This window comes from Aeromonas cavernicola, from assembly GCF_002795305.1.
Lineage (GTDB): Bacteria > Pseudomonadota > Gammaproteobacteria > Enterobacterales > Aeromonadaceae > Aeromonas > Aeromonas cavernicola.
Map to the genome: position 1 here is coordinate 1 of NZ_PGGC01000091.1, position 13,681 is coordinate 13,681.

Sequence of the window (13,681 nt, forward strand, 5' to 3'; positions counted from 1 at the left end):
GGTCACCATCAAGGGCGCGGATCTGGCCGATGGGCGATAGCGCAAGGCCTGCCTCACGGGCGATGGCGAGCAGCTCAGCTTCGCTCTCTGTGCCAACCGCGACCAGCAGGCCGCCGCTGGTTTGGGGATCGCACAGGATGTTGCGGGTGCGATCGTCCATGACCGCGAGTTTGTGACCGTAAGCATCGAAATTGCGTAGGGTGCCGCCCGGTACGCAGCCCTCGGCGAGGTAGTGATCCACCTCGTCCAGCAAGGGCAGCGCCTTGAAGTCGAGACAGGCACTGACGTTGGACCCTTCACACATCTCCAGCAGATGGCCAGCCAGCCCAAAACCGGTGACATCGGTCATGGCATGAACCCCCGCCAAGGCCGCAAACTGCTGGCCGAGGGTATTGAGGGCACACATGGCGTTAGGGGCCAGTTGCTCGTGCTCGGGCTTGAGCTTGCCCTTCTTCTGGGCGGTGGTGAGGATACCGATACCTAGGGACTTGGTCAGGTAGAGGGTGTCGCCTACCTGAGCGGTATCATTTCGTTTGATGGCGTTGAGCGGCACGATGCCGGTTACCGCCAGGCCAAAGATGGGCTCGGGCGCGTCGATGCTGTGGCCGCCCGCCAGCGAAATCCCCGCTGCATGGCACACCTGACGGCCACCGTCGATCACCTGCTGGGCCACCTCGGCGGACAAGGTATTGATTGGCCAGCCGAGGATGGCGATGGCCACGATGGGTTTGCCACCCATGGCGTAGATGTCGCTGATGGCATTGGTGGCGGCAATCCGGCCAAAGGTAAAGGGATCGTCGACGATGGGCATGAAAAAATCGGTGGTGGAGACAATGCCCTGACCGTTACCGATATCGACCACCGCCGCATCATCCTTGCTGCTGTTGCCGACCACCAGCGTGGGGTCGTTGAAGCCCGGGATCTGGCTCTTGAGGATGGTGTCGAGCACCTTGGGTGAAATTTTGCAGCCGCAGCCGGCGCCGTGGCTATATTGGGTCAGACGAATAGAAGACATATTTTCCCCTTAGCGCCCATCCCAGTGGGGCTAGTTCAGTTGTGATGTTGGCTGTGCCTATCAATACCCTCGGTCAGAAGGTCGGCATGCTCGCGGTGATGATGGGGCGCGGTATGTGCCCGCGTTCCCCATGATGATGCAAAGGTTATGCTCTGTTTACTCTTCCGCCTCAGCACGGCTGTTGTCTTGGTAGCTATCGCGCTCGGCTTTGGGCAGACGCCGCATCGGGGTAAAGCCAATATCCTCCCCCACCACTTCCCGCTTGCGAGGCGAAGCTGGCTTTTTGCTGCTCTCTCCCTTGGCGTTAGCGGTGCTGGGCTTGCCTTTGCCCTTTTTAATGTTGGCGTTACTCCGATCCCGAGGTGGATTTTGCACTGGTTTGCTGCCAGGCAATGTCTGCCGACTCGCTTTACCGCTAGGTTCATACCCTGGCATGATCTCCACGCGCAGGGGTTGGCTGATCAGGGCTTCAATGGCCTTGAGCTGGCCTAGTTCGTCATGGCTTATCAGTGAGATCGCTTCCCCTCCGCGCCCAGCACGGCCGGTACGGCCAATCCGGTGGATATAATCTTCTGCCATTTGCGGCAGCTCAAAGTTGATCACATAGGGCAGTTGATCGATGTCTAGGCCGCGGGCGGCAATGTCGGTCGCGACCAGCACCCGTACCTTGCCTTCACGAAAATCGCTCAGGGCGCGGTTGCGGGCGCCCTGGCTCTTATCGCCGTGAATGGCGACCGTATCGAGGCCATCTTTTTGCATCTGTTGGGCGAGCCGATCGGCAATTTGCTTGGTGCGGACAAAGACCAATACCCGTTGCCAGTTGCCACGCCCAATCATGTGGGAGAGCAGCTCGCGGCGGCGTTCGCGATCCACTTGGATCACCCTCATGTTCACTTGCTCGGCGGCCGTGTTGCTGGGGTCGACCTCGATCAGGGTAGGGGCGTTGAGCAGGTCATCGGCCAGCGCTTTGATCTCTTGTGAGAAGGTTGCCGAAAACAGCAGGGTCTGCCGCTGGGCTGGTAATGCCTTCATGATCCGGCGAATGTCATGGATAAAGCCCATGTCGAGCATGCGATCCGCTTCATCGAGTACCAGTACTTCGAGTTCGCTCAAGGTCAGAGCACCTTGGGTCAGCAGGTCTAGCAGGCGGCCTGGGGTGGCAACCAAGATATCGACCCCCAGTTTGATGGCGTCCAGATTGGGCTTGATGCTGACGCCGCCGTAGGCGATCAGGGTACGAAATGGCAGGTGATGGGCATATTTAATGATGCTCTCGCCAACCTGGGCTGCTAGCTCTCGGGTTGGGGTGAGCACCAGCGCCCGCACTTGACGACGGCTACGGCCGTGGTTAGCCAGCAGTTGCTGTAGCATCGGCAGGGTAAATCCCGCCGTTTTACCTGTGCCTGTCTGAGCGCCGCCGAGCACATCCTGCCCCGCCAATATGGCCGGAATGGCTTGTTGCTGGATCGGGGTTGGCTGCTGGTAACCCAGCTCTTTGACGGCCCGCAGAATGTGCGGTGATAGGCCCAGTTCGTTAAATGACATAGTCGAGAGAGACTCCTCTGGTGAGCCTTGGGCTCAGCGCGTGGCGCCACAATCTTTAACGCGGTTCAACGCGGTCCAATGTGGCCAGCCACAACATTGCGCGGGTCACGCAGTGGTGGCCAGCGCATAGAAATGATATGGGGGCGCAATATAGCAGATATGCGGCTTACACGCAGTAGCGCTCTGCTTGCACGCCGACGGGGGGAGCGATTGCAGGGTCATAGCAGCGCACGAATGGATGAAGTGAGGCTCTGTGGTTTGGTTTGAGGGGCGAAACGTTCGACGACCTTGCCCTCTCGGTTAATGAGAAACTTGGTGAAGTTCCACTTAATGTGCTCTGACCCGAGTAGGCCGGGTTGTTGCCGCTTAAGCCACTGATAGAAGGGGTGAGCGTGCTCGCCGTTGACGTCACATTTCGCCATGATTGGGAAGGTGACAGGATAATCGAGGGTACAGAAGCGGGCGATGTCGTCGGCATCCCCTGGCTCTTGCTGGCCGAATTGGTTGCAGGGAAAGCCTAAGATCACCAAGCCTGCTGGGCCGAACTCACGATATAGGGCTTCAAGCCCAGTGTATTGCGGGGTAAAACCGCAGCGGCTGGCGACATTGACCACCAAGATCACCTTGCCGACCAACTGATCCTGTGGATAGGGGTTGCCGTTGAGGGTGTGTAGGGTGAGGTTTGGCAGTGGCATCAGCGTATTCCTTATGTCGGTATGTTGGCCATGCGGGTCGGTTAGCGCAACGAATGGTGGCGTGTCGACCCGCTATCAGCCCGTGTCGTTGTTGGCAGGGCCCTGCGCGGTTCATATCGTAGGGGCGCCACATTTTATCAGTAAATACGCAAGGGGAGGGGAAGGGATCAGGGATGAACATACCATAGGGGGATTGACGTGATCAGGTGCGGATTGATCGCAAGATACGCTTGAAAACCATTGCCCGCTGGTGTTTTCACCTGTTTGCCGTTACAACACACTCTCTTTCGTCTTGCTGTGAGCCAATCTTGGACTATCAAGCTGCCATGGATGCCATTTACACCCGAGGATGGGTGGTCGTGGATGATTTTTTAACTGCACACGAGGTTGAGCATCTCAGCCAATGTTTGCCTCATGAATGGCAAGCGGCGGGGATCGGCCGCGCCGCGCTGCATCATGCTAACCGCCAGATCCGCCGTGATCAGATCCATTGGCTGGACCCAACCTTGGGTTCACCTGTTGCCGATTACCTGTCCCGCCTTGAGGCATTGCGCTTGGTGGTCAATCAGTCATTGATGCTGGGGCTGTTTGATTACGAGGCCCATTTTGCCCGTTACGATAGTGGTGATTTTTATGCGCGCCATCGCGATGCGTTTGCTGGCCAGTCAAATCGTCGCCTGACGTCGGTGTGCTACCTCAATAATGACTGGCAGCCAGCGGCTGGAGGGGTCTTGCGGATGTATGACGACAGTGAACAGTTTTTGATCGACATTGAGCCGCAAGGGGGACGATTGGTGCTGTTTTTATCCGAAGGATTTCCCCATGAGGTGCTGCCTGCGAATCAGGTTCGTTACAGCATTGCAGGCTGGTTTCGGGTGAACGGTCATCAACATGGGCGGCTTGATCCGCCCCGATAAGCCATGGGTTGTTCTGTTTTGCCTCATGATATCGGGTGAGTACACCCTATTTATCCTAACAAACGGGGCCATCAGGGCCCCGTCAGCTGACAAGCCTTTTATTAGCTTGCTACACTGGCGCTTCTTTACATTGCCATGTGGCGTCGAGTGCCAAGGGCGGCACGATCATCACTGATCATGACGAGCCACGTTTTCCTATAGAGATCTGATTTGATGAATAACATGCATGTCTTGCTGTTGTGTGGCGGTGGTGGTGCCGAGCACGAGGTATCGCTGCGCAGTGCCAACTTTTTAGAAAAGCAACTATCCCTGTTACCTCACGTCGATGTGACTCGGGTCGAGATATTTGCCGACCGCTGGCTCAGTGCCGATGGCCGTGAATGTAAGCTCGGGCTCGATAAGCTGCTGTCTTTCGATAACATGGCGCGCGTGGTCGATTACGTCGTGCCCTGTATCCATGGATACCCTGGGGAAACCGGCGATCTGCAGTCGTTTCTTGAGCTGGCAGGGTTGCCTTATTTGGGGTGTGGTGCAGAGGCAAGCAAAATCTGTTTTAACAAGGTTACGACCAAGTTGTGGCTCTCTGCGATAGGCATACCCAATACCCCTTACCTATTTTTGACCGAACAGGACGAGACAAGTATTGCCACCGCAAGAGATGCGCTTGCTCAGTGGGGCAGGGTGTTTATTAAAGCGGCCTCTCAAGGATCGTCGGTAGGCTGCTATGCCGCCAGTAACGATGCGGAACTGGTTAAGGGGATCCGTGATGCGTTTGGTTACTCCGATCAGGTATTGATTGAAAAAGCGGTCAAACCGAGGGAGTTAGAGGTTGCTGTTTATCAGTACGGCGACCAGCTGGTTGCGACTTACCCTGGTGAAATCTGTGTGCCGCAGGATAAGTTCTACAGCTACGAAGAGAAATACAGCAGCACTAGTCACACCGAAACGGCGTTACGGGCCCAAGGGCTGACGCCGGCACAAGCTGACGCCATTCATGGCTATGCGATCAAGGCGTTTCGTCAGCTCAAGCTGAGCCATCTTTCCCGTATCGACTTTTTCCTGACCGAGGATGGTGAGATTTTATTAAATGAAATCAATACCTTTCCAGGTATGACCTCCATTTCTATGTTCCCGAAACTGTTGGCGCACCATGGCCACAGCTTTGACCATTTCTTGGCGCAGATACTGCACAATGCAGGCCCCTGTTAAGGGGAGAGATTGCCGCTGTATCGTAGTGGCGCAAGGGAATCATGTAACGGTGCGCTATGGCGATCGCTGTTGCCCGAGTTGTGGCGTTTGATACAATCTGCCGCGTTTTTGGATTATTGATAGCTCGATACATCGATTTAGATGTGTACCACGCAGTGTACTAACCGTTTGGTTGATGGTGAAACACCAAAGTGAGTGGCTTGAAATATAAAGAGTTATTTAAATTGCACGTGGCCTTTGGTAGGGGCCACCACTGTATTAAGGACATATAATGCCAATCATTACTCTGCCTGACGGCAGCCAACGTCAATTTGCCCACTCTGTTTCCGTTATGGATGTGGCTGCGGACATCGGTCCCGGCCTCGCTAAAGCGTGTATTGCTGGTCGGGTAAACGGTGAACTGGTGGATGCGTGTGAGCTGATCGAAGCTGATGCCTCACTGGCCATCATCACTGCCAAAGACGAAGACGGTCTGGATATTCTGCGCCACTCCTGCGCCCACTTGCTAGGTCATGCTATCAAGCAGCTTTGGCCTCAGACCAAGATGGCGATCGGTCCGGTTATCGATAACGGTTTCTATTACGACGTTGATCTCGACCGTACCTTGACCGATGAAGATCTGGCTGCCTTGGAAGAGCGCATGCTGGCGCTGGTCGCCAAGGATTATGACGTTATCAAGAAAAAGGTCTCTTGGCAGGAAGCGCGTGATGTGTTCGAGGCACGCGGCGAGAGTTACAAGGTCGAAATCCTAGATCAGAATATTGCCCGTGATGACCAGCCTGGTCTGTATCATCACGAAGAGTACATTGATATGTGCCGTGGGCCCCATGTGCCTAACATGCGCCATTGCCATCATTTCAAGTTGCAGAAAATGTCCGGTGCCTACTGGCGCGGTGACTCCAACAACAAGATGCTGCAGCGTATCTACGGTACTGCCTGGGCTGACAAGAAGCAGCTCAAGGCCTATCTGCAGCGCCTGGAAGAGGCCGCCAAGCGCGACCACCGCAAGATCGGCAAGCAGCTCGATCTTTACCACATGCAGGAAGAAGCGCCGGGCATGGTGTTCTGGCATAACGATGGCTGGACCATCTTCCGTGAGCTGGAAACCTTCATCCGGAGCAAGCTCAAAGAGTATGACTATCAGGAAGTGAAAGGCCCGTTCATGATGGACCGAGTCCTATGGGAACGTTCAGGCCACTGGGAAAAATATGCCCAAGCCATGTTCACCACTCAGTCAGAGAATCGTGAATACGCCATCAAACCGATGAACTGCCCGGGCCATGTGCAGATTTTTAACCAAGGGCTGAAATCCTACCGTGATTTGCCGTTACGGATGGCCGAGTTTGGCTCATGCCATCGTAACGAGCCTTCGGGTTCCCTGCATGGCCTGATGCGGGTGCGTGGCTTTACGCAGGATGATGCTCACATCTTCTGTACCGAAGAGCAGATCATGGAAGAGGTCTCTTCCTGTATCCGTATGGTTTATGACGTCTACGGTACCTTTGGTTTTGAAAACGTTGTGGTCAAGCTATCGACCCGTCCCGAGCAGCGGATCGGCTCTGACGAGATGTGGGATCGCGCCGAAAAAGCGCTAGCCGATGCGTTGGTGCTGAATGGCCTGAAGTACGATCTGCAGCCGGGGGAAGGGGCCTTTTACGGACCTAAGATAGAATTTACCCTACATGATTGCCTTGATCGAGCTTGGCAGTGTGGTACCGTGCAGCTCGACTTCGCCTTGCCAAGCCGTTTGGGAGCCACCTATGTAGGTGAAGATAACGAACGTCACGTACCGGTTATGATCCACCGTGCTATTTTAGGTTCACTTGAACGCTTCATCGGTATTTTAACCGAGGAGTACGCAGGATTATTCCCAACTTGGTTGGCGCCAACTCAAGCTGTGGTGATGAATATCACCGATAATCAGGCCGATTATGCAGTGAAAGTAGCCAATGCATTGAATGATGCGGGTCTTCGCGCAAAAGCGGACTTGAGAAATGAGAAGATAGGCTTTAAAATCCGCGAGCATACTTTGAAGCGAGTACCCTTCATGTTGGTCTGCGGCGACAAAGAAGTTGAAGCCGGTAAGATTGCTGTGCGGACTCGTAAAGGGGCTGACTTGGGTTCGTATCCTGTTGAAGAACTGATCGCGCTATTAACCCAAGAAGTTCAGACCCGTGGACACAAGAAAGTGGAGGAATAAGCTATAAAAGGCGGAAAAAAACTGGGTAAGCAACCGCAAGCCCGCGCTCACCGGATCAACGAAGAGATCCGTCTGAAAGAAGTTCGACTGACAGGTTTGGATGGTGAAGCAATTGGCATCACTTCCATTCAAGATGCTCTGAACTTGGCCCTTGAGGCTGGAGTGGATCTGGTTGAGATCAGTCCGAACGCTGAACCGCCGGTTTGCCGGATCATGGATTACGGCAAATTCCTCTACGAAAAGAGCAAAACCACCAAAGAACAGAAGAAAAAGCAGAAAGTCGTCCAGGTTAAGGAGATCAAGTTCCGACCTGGTACTGACGAAGGCGACTATCAGGTAAAACTACGCAACCTGGTTCGCTTTCTAGAAGACGGGGACAAAGCGAAGGTCACTCTGCGCTTCCGCGGTCGTGAAATGGCACACCAAGATCTTGGTATCAAGGTTTTGGAGCGAGTCAAGAATGATCTGGAAGAGCTGGCCGTAGTCGAATCGTTCCCGAAAGTCGAAGGCCGTCAAGCTGTGATGGTTCTCGCACCTAAGAAGAAATCTTAAGGCCCACAAGAAATTAACTCATGGGGTCAGCCCCGTGAGTTAATTCGCCTTGCGATTTTGTTGTCACTCACAATGCGGAGTATAAAATGCCAAAAATGAAAACCAACCGAGGCGCCGCAAAGCGCTTCAAAAAAACTGGCTCAGGTCGCTTCAAGTGCAAGCACAACCACCTGCGTCACATCCTGACCAAGAAGAGTAGCAAGCGTAAGCGTCATTTAGGGCCGAAATTCTTTGTTTCTGCTGCTGACCACAAACGTGTTGTCGCTTGTCTGCCGTACGCATAAGGGGGGATGTGAAAAATGCCAAGAGTTAAACGTGGTGTGACCGCTCGCGCTCGTCACAAGAAAGTAATGAAAGCCGCCAAGGGTTACTACGGCGCCCGTTCCCGTGTTTACCGCGTAGCGGTACAAGCGGTAACCAAAGCTGGTCAGTATGCCTACCGTGATCGTCGCCAGAAAAAGCGTCAATTCCGTCAGCTGTGGATTGCGCGTATCAACGCAGCAGCTCGTCAGAATGGTCTGTCCTACAGCCGTCTGATCAACGGTCTGAAAAAGGCTTCTATCGAGATCGATCGCAAGATCCTGTCCGATATCGCCGTTCATGACAAGCTGGCTTTCACCGCCTTGGTTGAAAAAGCTAAAGCAGCTCTGGTTTAATCCAGTTCTGTTATAAACGCTAAAAGGAGGCTCATGCCTCCTTTTTTGTATCTGCAATATAGCGATTTTACCATCTCGGACGGCAAACCTGATGGCATCAAGCTTATTCCGGACTCTTGGCCGGGTCTATTTCCTTCCAGTCAAAGCGGGGAGTACAGTCGGTAAAGGGTGAGCAGCCCTTGATATCCCGTACCAGCTTTTCGTGGTCATCGGTCAGGACATAGCGTTGGAGGATGCCGAACACCCAGTGCGATCTTCCGGGCGCATAAATAGCAACAGGTGCCAGTGCAGGGGCCGTCGTGGTGAGCCTTGCAAACACGAAATCCATAAACAGGAGCATTCCACAAGCCAATCAAGGGGAGGGGCTTGGGCTTAGTCGTCTCGGCGCTTTTCGATATTGAACTAAAGGTGTTCGATCGTTTGCCAACGCTTTGCTTTTGCATGCGATGTCAGCGACAGCTGCGCGCAATCTACGTTGTTCTGCCTTGATGATCTCAGCGGGAGGATGCCATGGGGGTTATAGTTTGAATCACTAAATATGCCAACAAACAAATAATGTTGATCGCAAATTAAACAAATCGCAAGCTCTGGTTGACGCTGCTCTTGATAACAAAATGATGGCTAGGGAGAAAAGCGGGGGGATAGCTATGGTCAGCGCAGGGGCTTTTTTTGTATTATCAGTCCTTTGACCTTATTTAGCTTACATGCTCCTGTTTTAGGAGTGGTGACGAGGAAGACATGCAACAGCTTGAAGAAGTAGTCGGTCAGGCCAAGGCCGAAATCGAGGGTGTGAGCGATATCGCCGCCCTTGACGAAATCCGGGTCAAATATCTCGGTAAAAAGGGCTTTTTTACCGAGCAGATGAAAGGCTTGGGTGCCTTGTCTGCTGAGGAGCGTCCCGCGGCGGGGGCGGTGATCAATCAGGCCAAACAGCAAGTTCAGGATGCGTTGAACACGCGTCGTGAAGACCTCGACGTCGCCGCACTGAACCAAAAGCTGGCCGCCGAGACCATCGACGTCAGCCTGCCGGGCCGCCGCATTGATAATGGCGGTCTGCATCCGGTAACCCGCACCATTGAACGCATCGAGCGCCTGTTTGGCGAGATGGGCTTCAAGGTTGCCCGTGGTCCCGAGATTGAAGATGGCTTCCACAACTTCGATGCGCTGAACATTCCGGCTCATCACCCGGCGCGTACCGATCACGATACCTTCTACTTCAATCCTGATCTGATGCTGCGTACCCACACCTCCGGTGTGCAGATCCGCACCATGCAGCAGCAACAGCCGCCGATCCGCATCATTGCACCGGGCCGCGTCTATCGTAACGACTACGACATGACCCACACCCCGATGTTCCATCAGGTTGAAGGTCTGCTGGTTGACGAGCATGCCAGCTTTACTGAGCTCAAGGGCATTCTGCACGACTTCCTGCGCAACTACTTCGAGGAAGACCTGACCATTCGCTTCCGTCCTTCCTATTTCCCGTTCACCGAGCCGAGTGCCGAAGTAGACGTGATGGGTAAGAACGGCAAGTGGCTGGAAGTGCTGGGCTGCGGCATGGTGCACCCGAACGTACTGCGTTCGGTTGGTATCGATCCGGAAAAATACTCCGGCTTTGCCTTCGGCATGGGCGTTGAGCGCCTGACCATGCTGCGTTACGGGGTCAACGACCTGCGTGCCTTCTTCGAAAACGACCTGCGCTTCCTCAAGCAGTTCAAGTAAGGGCGAGAGAACATGAAATTCAGTAAATCCTGGGTGATGGAGTGGGTCCGCACCGAGTTGAGTGACAATGCACTGGCCGAGCAGATCACCATGGCCGGTCTGGAAGTTGACGCCGTGGAAGCGGTGGCTGGCCAGTTCAACAATGTGGTGGTGGGTGAAGTGGTCGAGTGCGCCCAGCATCCGGACGCCGACAAGCTGCGGGTGACCAAGGTCAACGTGGGCGAGGCCGAGCTGCTGGATATCGTCTGCGGCGCACCGAACTGCCGTCAGGGCCTCAAAGTGTGCGTGGCCAAAGTAGGGGCGACCCTGCCGGGTGATTTCACCATCAAGAAAGCCAAGCTGCGCGGCCAGCCGTCCCACGGCATGCTCTGCTCTTTCAGTGAGCTGGGAATAGATGTTGCAGCTGACGGCATCATCGAGTTGCCGCTGGATGCCCCCATCGGCACAGATATACGAGACTACCTCGCACTCAATGACGTGAGCATCGACGTGGATCTGACCCCGAACCGTGCCGATTGCCTCGGTATCGCGGGTCTGGCTCGTGAAATTGGCGTGCTCAACAGCGTGGACGTGGTCGAGCCGACCTGGGCGCCGGCTGTTGCAACCATTGACGCAACGTTCCCGATCCGGGTTGAAGCAACCGCCGATTGCCCCCGTTATCTGGGGCGCGTCATCAAGGGGCTGAACCTGCAGGCCCAGAGCCCGCTCTGGATGCAAGAGAAGCTACGCCGTGGCGGTATTCGTTCCATCGACGCCATCGTCGACATCACCAACTACCTGCTGCTGGAATACGGTCAGCCGATGCACGCCTTCGATCTGGCCAAGTTGGAAGGGGAACTGGTGGTGCGCCGCGCCCATGCCGATGAGCCGATGACCCTGCTCGATGGCAACGAAGTGAAGCTCAAAGAGACTACCTTGGTGATTGCCGATGCCAAAGGTCCTGCCTGCATGGCCGGTATCTTCGGCGGCAACCGCACCGGTGTATCCGAGACCACCACCGACATTTTGCTGGAGTGTGCCTTCTTCGCGCCGCTCTCCATCACCGGTCGTGCCCGTGCCTACGGTCTGCACACCGACTCTTCCCATCGCTTCGAGCGCGGGGTTGATCCCGAGCTGCAAGCCAAGGTGATGGACAGAGCCACCCGTCTGCTGCTGGACATTTGTGGCGGAAAAGCGGGTCCAGTCATTGAGGTCAAATCCGATGCCCATCTGCCGAAAGCGGCCCCCATCCGCTTGCGTCGCAGCAAGCTCGACAAAGTGATCGGCATCAGCGTGGCGGATGCTCAGGTGATCGCAATCCTGACCCGCCTCGGCATGCAGGTGACTGTGGATGCTGACGGTTGGACTGCGCTGGCGCCCTCTTGGCGTTTTGATATCGCCATTGAGGAAGACCTCATCGAGGAAGTGGCCCGCATCTACGGCTACAACAATATCCCGAACCTCAAACCCGCCGCCTCTCTGGCAATGGTTGAGCAGGCAGAAGGGCAGGTGACCTTGAAACGGGTACGTGACCTGCTGGTTGACCGCGGTTTCCAGGAAGCGATCACCTACAGCTTTGTCGATCCCAAGACCCAGCAAACCCTGTTCCCGCAGAGCGATGCCATCGTGCTGCCGAACCCGATTTCGGCCGAGATGTCCGCCATGCGTGTCTCTCTGTTCCCGGGTCTGGTACAGGCGGTGGTTTACAATCAGAACCGTCAGCAGCCGCGTGTGCGTCTGTTTGAACAGGGTCTGCGTTTCATCAAGGATGACAGCGCCGAGAATGGCATCCGTCAGGAGCCGATGCTGGCCGGTATCATCACTGGCAACCAGAGCGACGAGCACTGGGACATTAAAGCCCGCGCAGCTGACTTCTTTGATTTGAAAGGGGATTTGGAAGCCGTGCTGGACTTGACCGCCGAAGGGGCCAGTTTTACCTTCGAGCGTACCGAACACAGCGCCCTGCATCCTGGCCAGAGTGCCGCCATCCTGCGTAATGGCGAGGTCATCGGCCACATCGGCGTGATCCACCCAAGCCTCGAGAAAAAGCTGGGCCTCAAGAGCCGCGCGGTAATGTTTGAGCTGGAATTAGACCCGCTCACGCCAGCCAAGGTACCGGTCGCGGCAGAAGTGTCCAAGTTCCCGGCCAACCGTCGCGACATCGCCGTGGTGGTCGATGTTGCTGTTCTGGCCAGTGATGTGCTGGCAGTAATTAAAAAAGTTGGCGCAAATCAGGTAGTTGGAATAAACTTGTTTGACGTATACCAGGGTGCTGGTATGGCTGAGGACAAGAAGAGCCTAGCCATCAGTCTTGTTCTGCAAGATACCCAGCGCACCCTGGAGGAGAAAGAGATTGCCGAGACCGTAGACAATGTCGTGCGGGCCCTTGGTGAAGAGTTGAATGCATCCTTGAGGGATTGATCTATGGCGCTTACCAAAGCCGACATTGCAGAGCACCTGTTCACCCAGCTCGGGATGAGCAAGCGTGAAGCCAAAGATATGGTGGAAGCCTTCTTTGAGGAGATCCGACACGCGCTTGAGCGCGGTGAACAAGTCAAGATTTCAGGCTTCGGTAATTTCGATCTTCGAGAGAAGAATCAGCGCCCCGGACGTAACCCGAAAACGGGTGAAGATATACCAATCAGTGCTCGGCGCGTGGTGACGTTCCGACCGGGTCAAAAACTCAAGGCGAGGGTAGAGAACGTCGAGCCGAATGAGTAATTAGATAACATTACTTAAACAGCGTCGCTAAGCTGATCGCCCAAGACAAAAAATCCGAAACCAGTTGGTTTCGGATTTTTTTATGGCCAGTACGATTACGGGCGCAATGCTCAAAAGAGCAAGCCGCGTGCAAGCGAGGCCGAAGGTTAAATGCTCGCCATTTCTTGCTGTATAGTCACGAGCACTGGTATCGCTATGGCTAAACAGTCATCGAGCGAGCAGAATCACGCAGCGTTTTACCACGACGTGAGCCATGAAATATCGCTCCGCTAATTTATCGTCATGGTAATGGATGCCATATTTTTAGCATTTATGCCGATCCAGTAGGAGATATATCAGTATCCAGAAAGAGAGCATCGCCGCAGCACTTACCTCAATGGTTTATTTAACATAATATAGATTATGCGCAGTCTCTGGCTGATGCCGATAAAGCTAGTTATCGGCGTCAGAGATAACAAAATGCAAAAAAA

12 protein-coding genes and 1 pseudogene are annotated in these 13,681 nt (G+C 54.7%); 9 read left to right on the plus strand and 4 right to left on the minus strand.

The features are described from left to right. The 3 genes from selD to CUC53_RS10325 form a co-directional block, all read right to left on the minus strand. Positions 1-1,015 (minus strand): selenide, water dikinase SelD (gene selD, locus CUC53_RS10315; protein ID WP_100294085.1); only part of this gene is annotated, 1,015 nt, incomplete at its 3' end. A 156-nt stretch (positions 1,016-1,171) separates the two neighbouring features. Next, entirely contained in the window at positions 1,172-2,560 is a 1,389-nt protein-coding gene (locus CUC53_RS10320; protein ID WP_100294086.1) for a DEAD/DEAH box helicase, read from the minus strand. A gap of 218 nt (positions 2,561-2,778) precedes the next feature. Next, a complete protein-coding gene (locus CUC53_RS10325; protein ID WP_100294087.1) occupies positions 2,779-3,255 on the minus strand; it encodes a glutathione peroxidase in 477 nt (158 codons plus the stop codon). Between the two features lie 308 nt (positions 3,256-3,563). On the opposite strand from CUC53_RS10325, the gene CUC53_RS10330 reads away from it, so the two are divergent. From CUC53_RS10330 to rplT, 6 genes are all read left to right on the plus strand, one after another. Next, positions 3,564-4,172, plus strand: coding sequence for a 2OG-Fe(II) oxygenase (locus tag CUC53_RS10330; RefSeq protein ID WP_201796747.1), 609 nt, complete (start codon positions 3,564-3,566; stop codon positions 4,170-4,172). Between the two features lie 213 nt (positions 4,173-4,385). Next, complete coding sequence (locus tag CUC53_RS10335; protein WP_100294088.1) at positions 4,386-5,381, plus strand: D-alanine--D-alanine ligase; 996 nt, start codon at positions 4,386-4,388, stop codon at positions 5,379-5,381. A gap of 271 nt (positions 5,382-5,652) precedes the next feature. Next, entirely contained in the window at positions 5,653-7,581 is a 1,929-nt protein-coding gene (thrS, locus tag CUC53_RS10340; protein ID WP_100294089.1) for a threonine--tRNA ligase, read from the plus strand. Between the two features lie 21 nt (positions 7,582-7,602). Continuing rightward, a complete protein-coding gene (infC, locus tag CUC53_RS10345; RefSeq protein WP_185219337.1) occupies positions 7,603-8,133 on the plus strand; it encodes a translation initiation factor IF-3 in 531 nt (176 codons plus the stop codon). An 86-nt stretch (positions 8,134-8,219) separates the two neighbouring features. Further along, positions 8,220-8,417 carry a 50S ribosomal protein L35 gene (rpmI, locus tag CUC53_RS10350; RefSeq protein WP_100294090.1) on the plus strand — a complete coding sequence of 66 codons (198 nt, stop codon included), beginning with the start codon at positions 8,220-8,222 and terminating at the stop codon, positions 8,415-8,417. Between the two features lie 15 nt (positions 8,418-8,432). Continuing rightward, positions 8,433-8,789 carry a 50S ribosomal protein L20 gene (gene rplT / locus CUC53_RS10355; protein WP_005300683.1) on the plus strand — a complete coding sequence of 119 codons (357 nt, stop codon included), beginning with the start codon at positions 8,433-8,435 and terminating at the stop codon, positions 8,787-8,789. 115 nt (positions 8,790-8,904) lie between these two features. Here rplT and CUC53_RS10360 read toward each other — a convergent pair. Next, positions 8,905-9,133: pseudogene (locus CUC53_RS10360) on the minus strand (replication endonuclease); the annotation flags it as partial. Positions 9,134-9,527: 394 nt separating this feature from the next. Between CUC53_RS10360 and pheS the strand changes: the two are divergent. The 3 genes from pheS to ihfA are packed head-to-tail and all read left to right on the plus strand — an operon-like array spanning position 9,528 to position 13,211. Continuing rightward, the gene (pheS, locus tag CUC53_RS10365) at positions 9,528-10,511 is read left to right on the plus strand and encodes a phenylalanine--tRNA ligase subunit alpha (RefSeq protein ID WP_100294091.1); all 984 of its coding nucleotides are present in this window, start codon (positions 9,528-9,530) and stop codon (positions 10,509-10,511) included. Positions 10,512-10,523: 12 nt separating this feature from the next. Then, the gene (pheT, locus tag CUC53_RS10370) at positions 10,524-12,911 is read left to right on the plus strand and encodes a phenylalanine--tRNA ligase subunit beta (RefSeq protein WP_100294092.1); all 2,388 of its coding nucleotides are present in this window, start codon (positions 10,524-10,526) and stop codon (positions 12,909-12,911) included. A gap of 3 nt (positions 12,912-12,914) precedes the next feature. Next, the gene (gene ihfA / locus CUC53_RS10375; RefSeq protein ID WP_100294093.1) at positions 12,915-13,211 is read left to right on the plus strand and encodes an integration host factor subunit alpha; all 297 of its coding nucleotides are present in this window, start codon (positions 12,915-12,917) and stop codon (positions 13,209-13,211) included. Positions 13,212-13,681 lie beyond the last annotated feature (470 nt).

What these genes read in the sequence shown, in the direction of transcription:
- CUC53_RS10320 (WP_100294086.1), bottom strand. Translation starts at nt 2,560, where the DNA reads ATGTCATTTAACGAACTGGGCCTATCACCGCACATTCTGCGGGCCGTC.
- CUC53_RS10325 (WP_100294087.1), bottom strand. Translation starts at nt 3,255, where the DNA reads ATGCCACTGCCAAACCTCACCCTACACACCCTCAACGGCAACCCCTAT.
- CUC53_RS10335 (WP_100294088.1), top strand. Translation starts at nt 4,386, where the DNA reads ATGAATAACATGCATGTCTTGCTGTTGTGTGGCGGTGGTGGTGCCGAG.
- thrS (WP_100294089.1), top strand. Translation starts at nt 5,653, where the DNA reads ATGCCAATCATTACTCTGCCTGACGGCAGCCAACGTCAATTTGCCCAC.
- rpmI (WP_100294090.1), top strand. Translation starts at nt 8,220, where the DNA reads ATGCCAAAAATGAAAACCAACCGAGGCGCCGCAAAGCGCTTCAAAAAA.
- rplT (WP_005300683.1), top strand. Translation starts at nt 8,433, where the DNA reads ATGCCAAGAGTTAAACGTGGTGTGACCGCTCGCGCTCGTCACAAGAAA.
- pheS (WP_100294091.1), top strand. Translation starts at nt 9,528, where the DNA reads ATGCAACAGCTTGAAGAAGTAGTCGGTCAGGCCAAGGCCGAAATCGAG.
- pheT (WP_100294092.1), top strand. Translation starts at nt 10,524, where the DNA reads ATGAAATTCAGTAAATCCTGGGTGATGGAGTGGGTCCGCACCGAGTTG.
- ihfA (WP_100294093.1), top strand. Translation starts at nt 12,915, where the DNA reads ATGGCGCTTACCAAAGCCGACATTGCAGAGCACCTGTTCACCCAGCTC.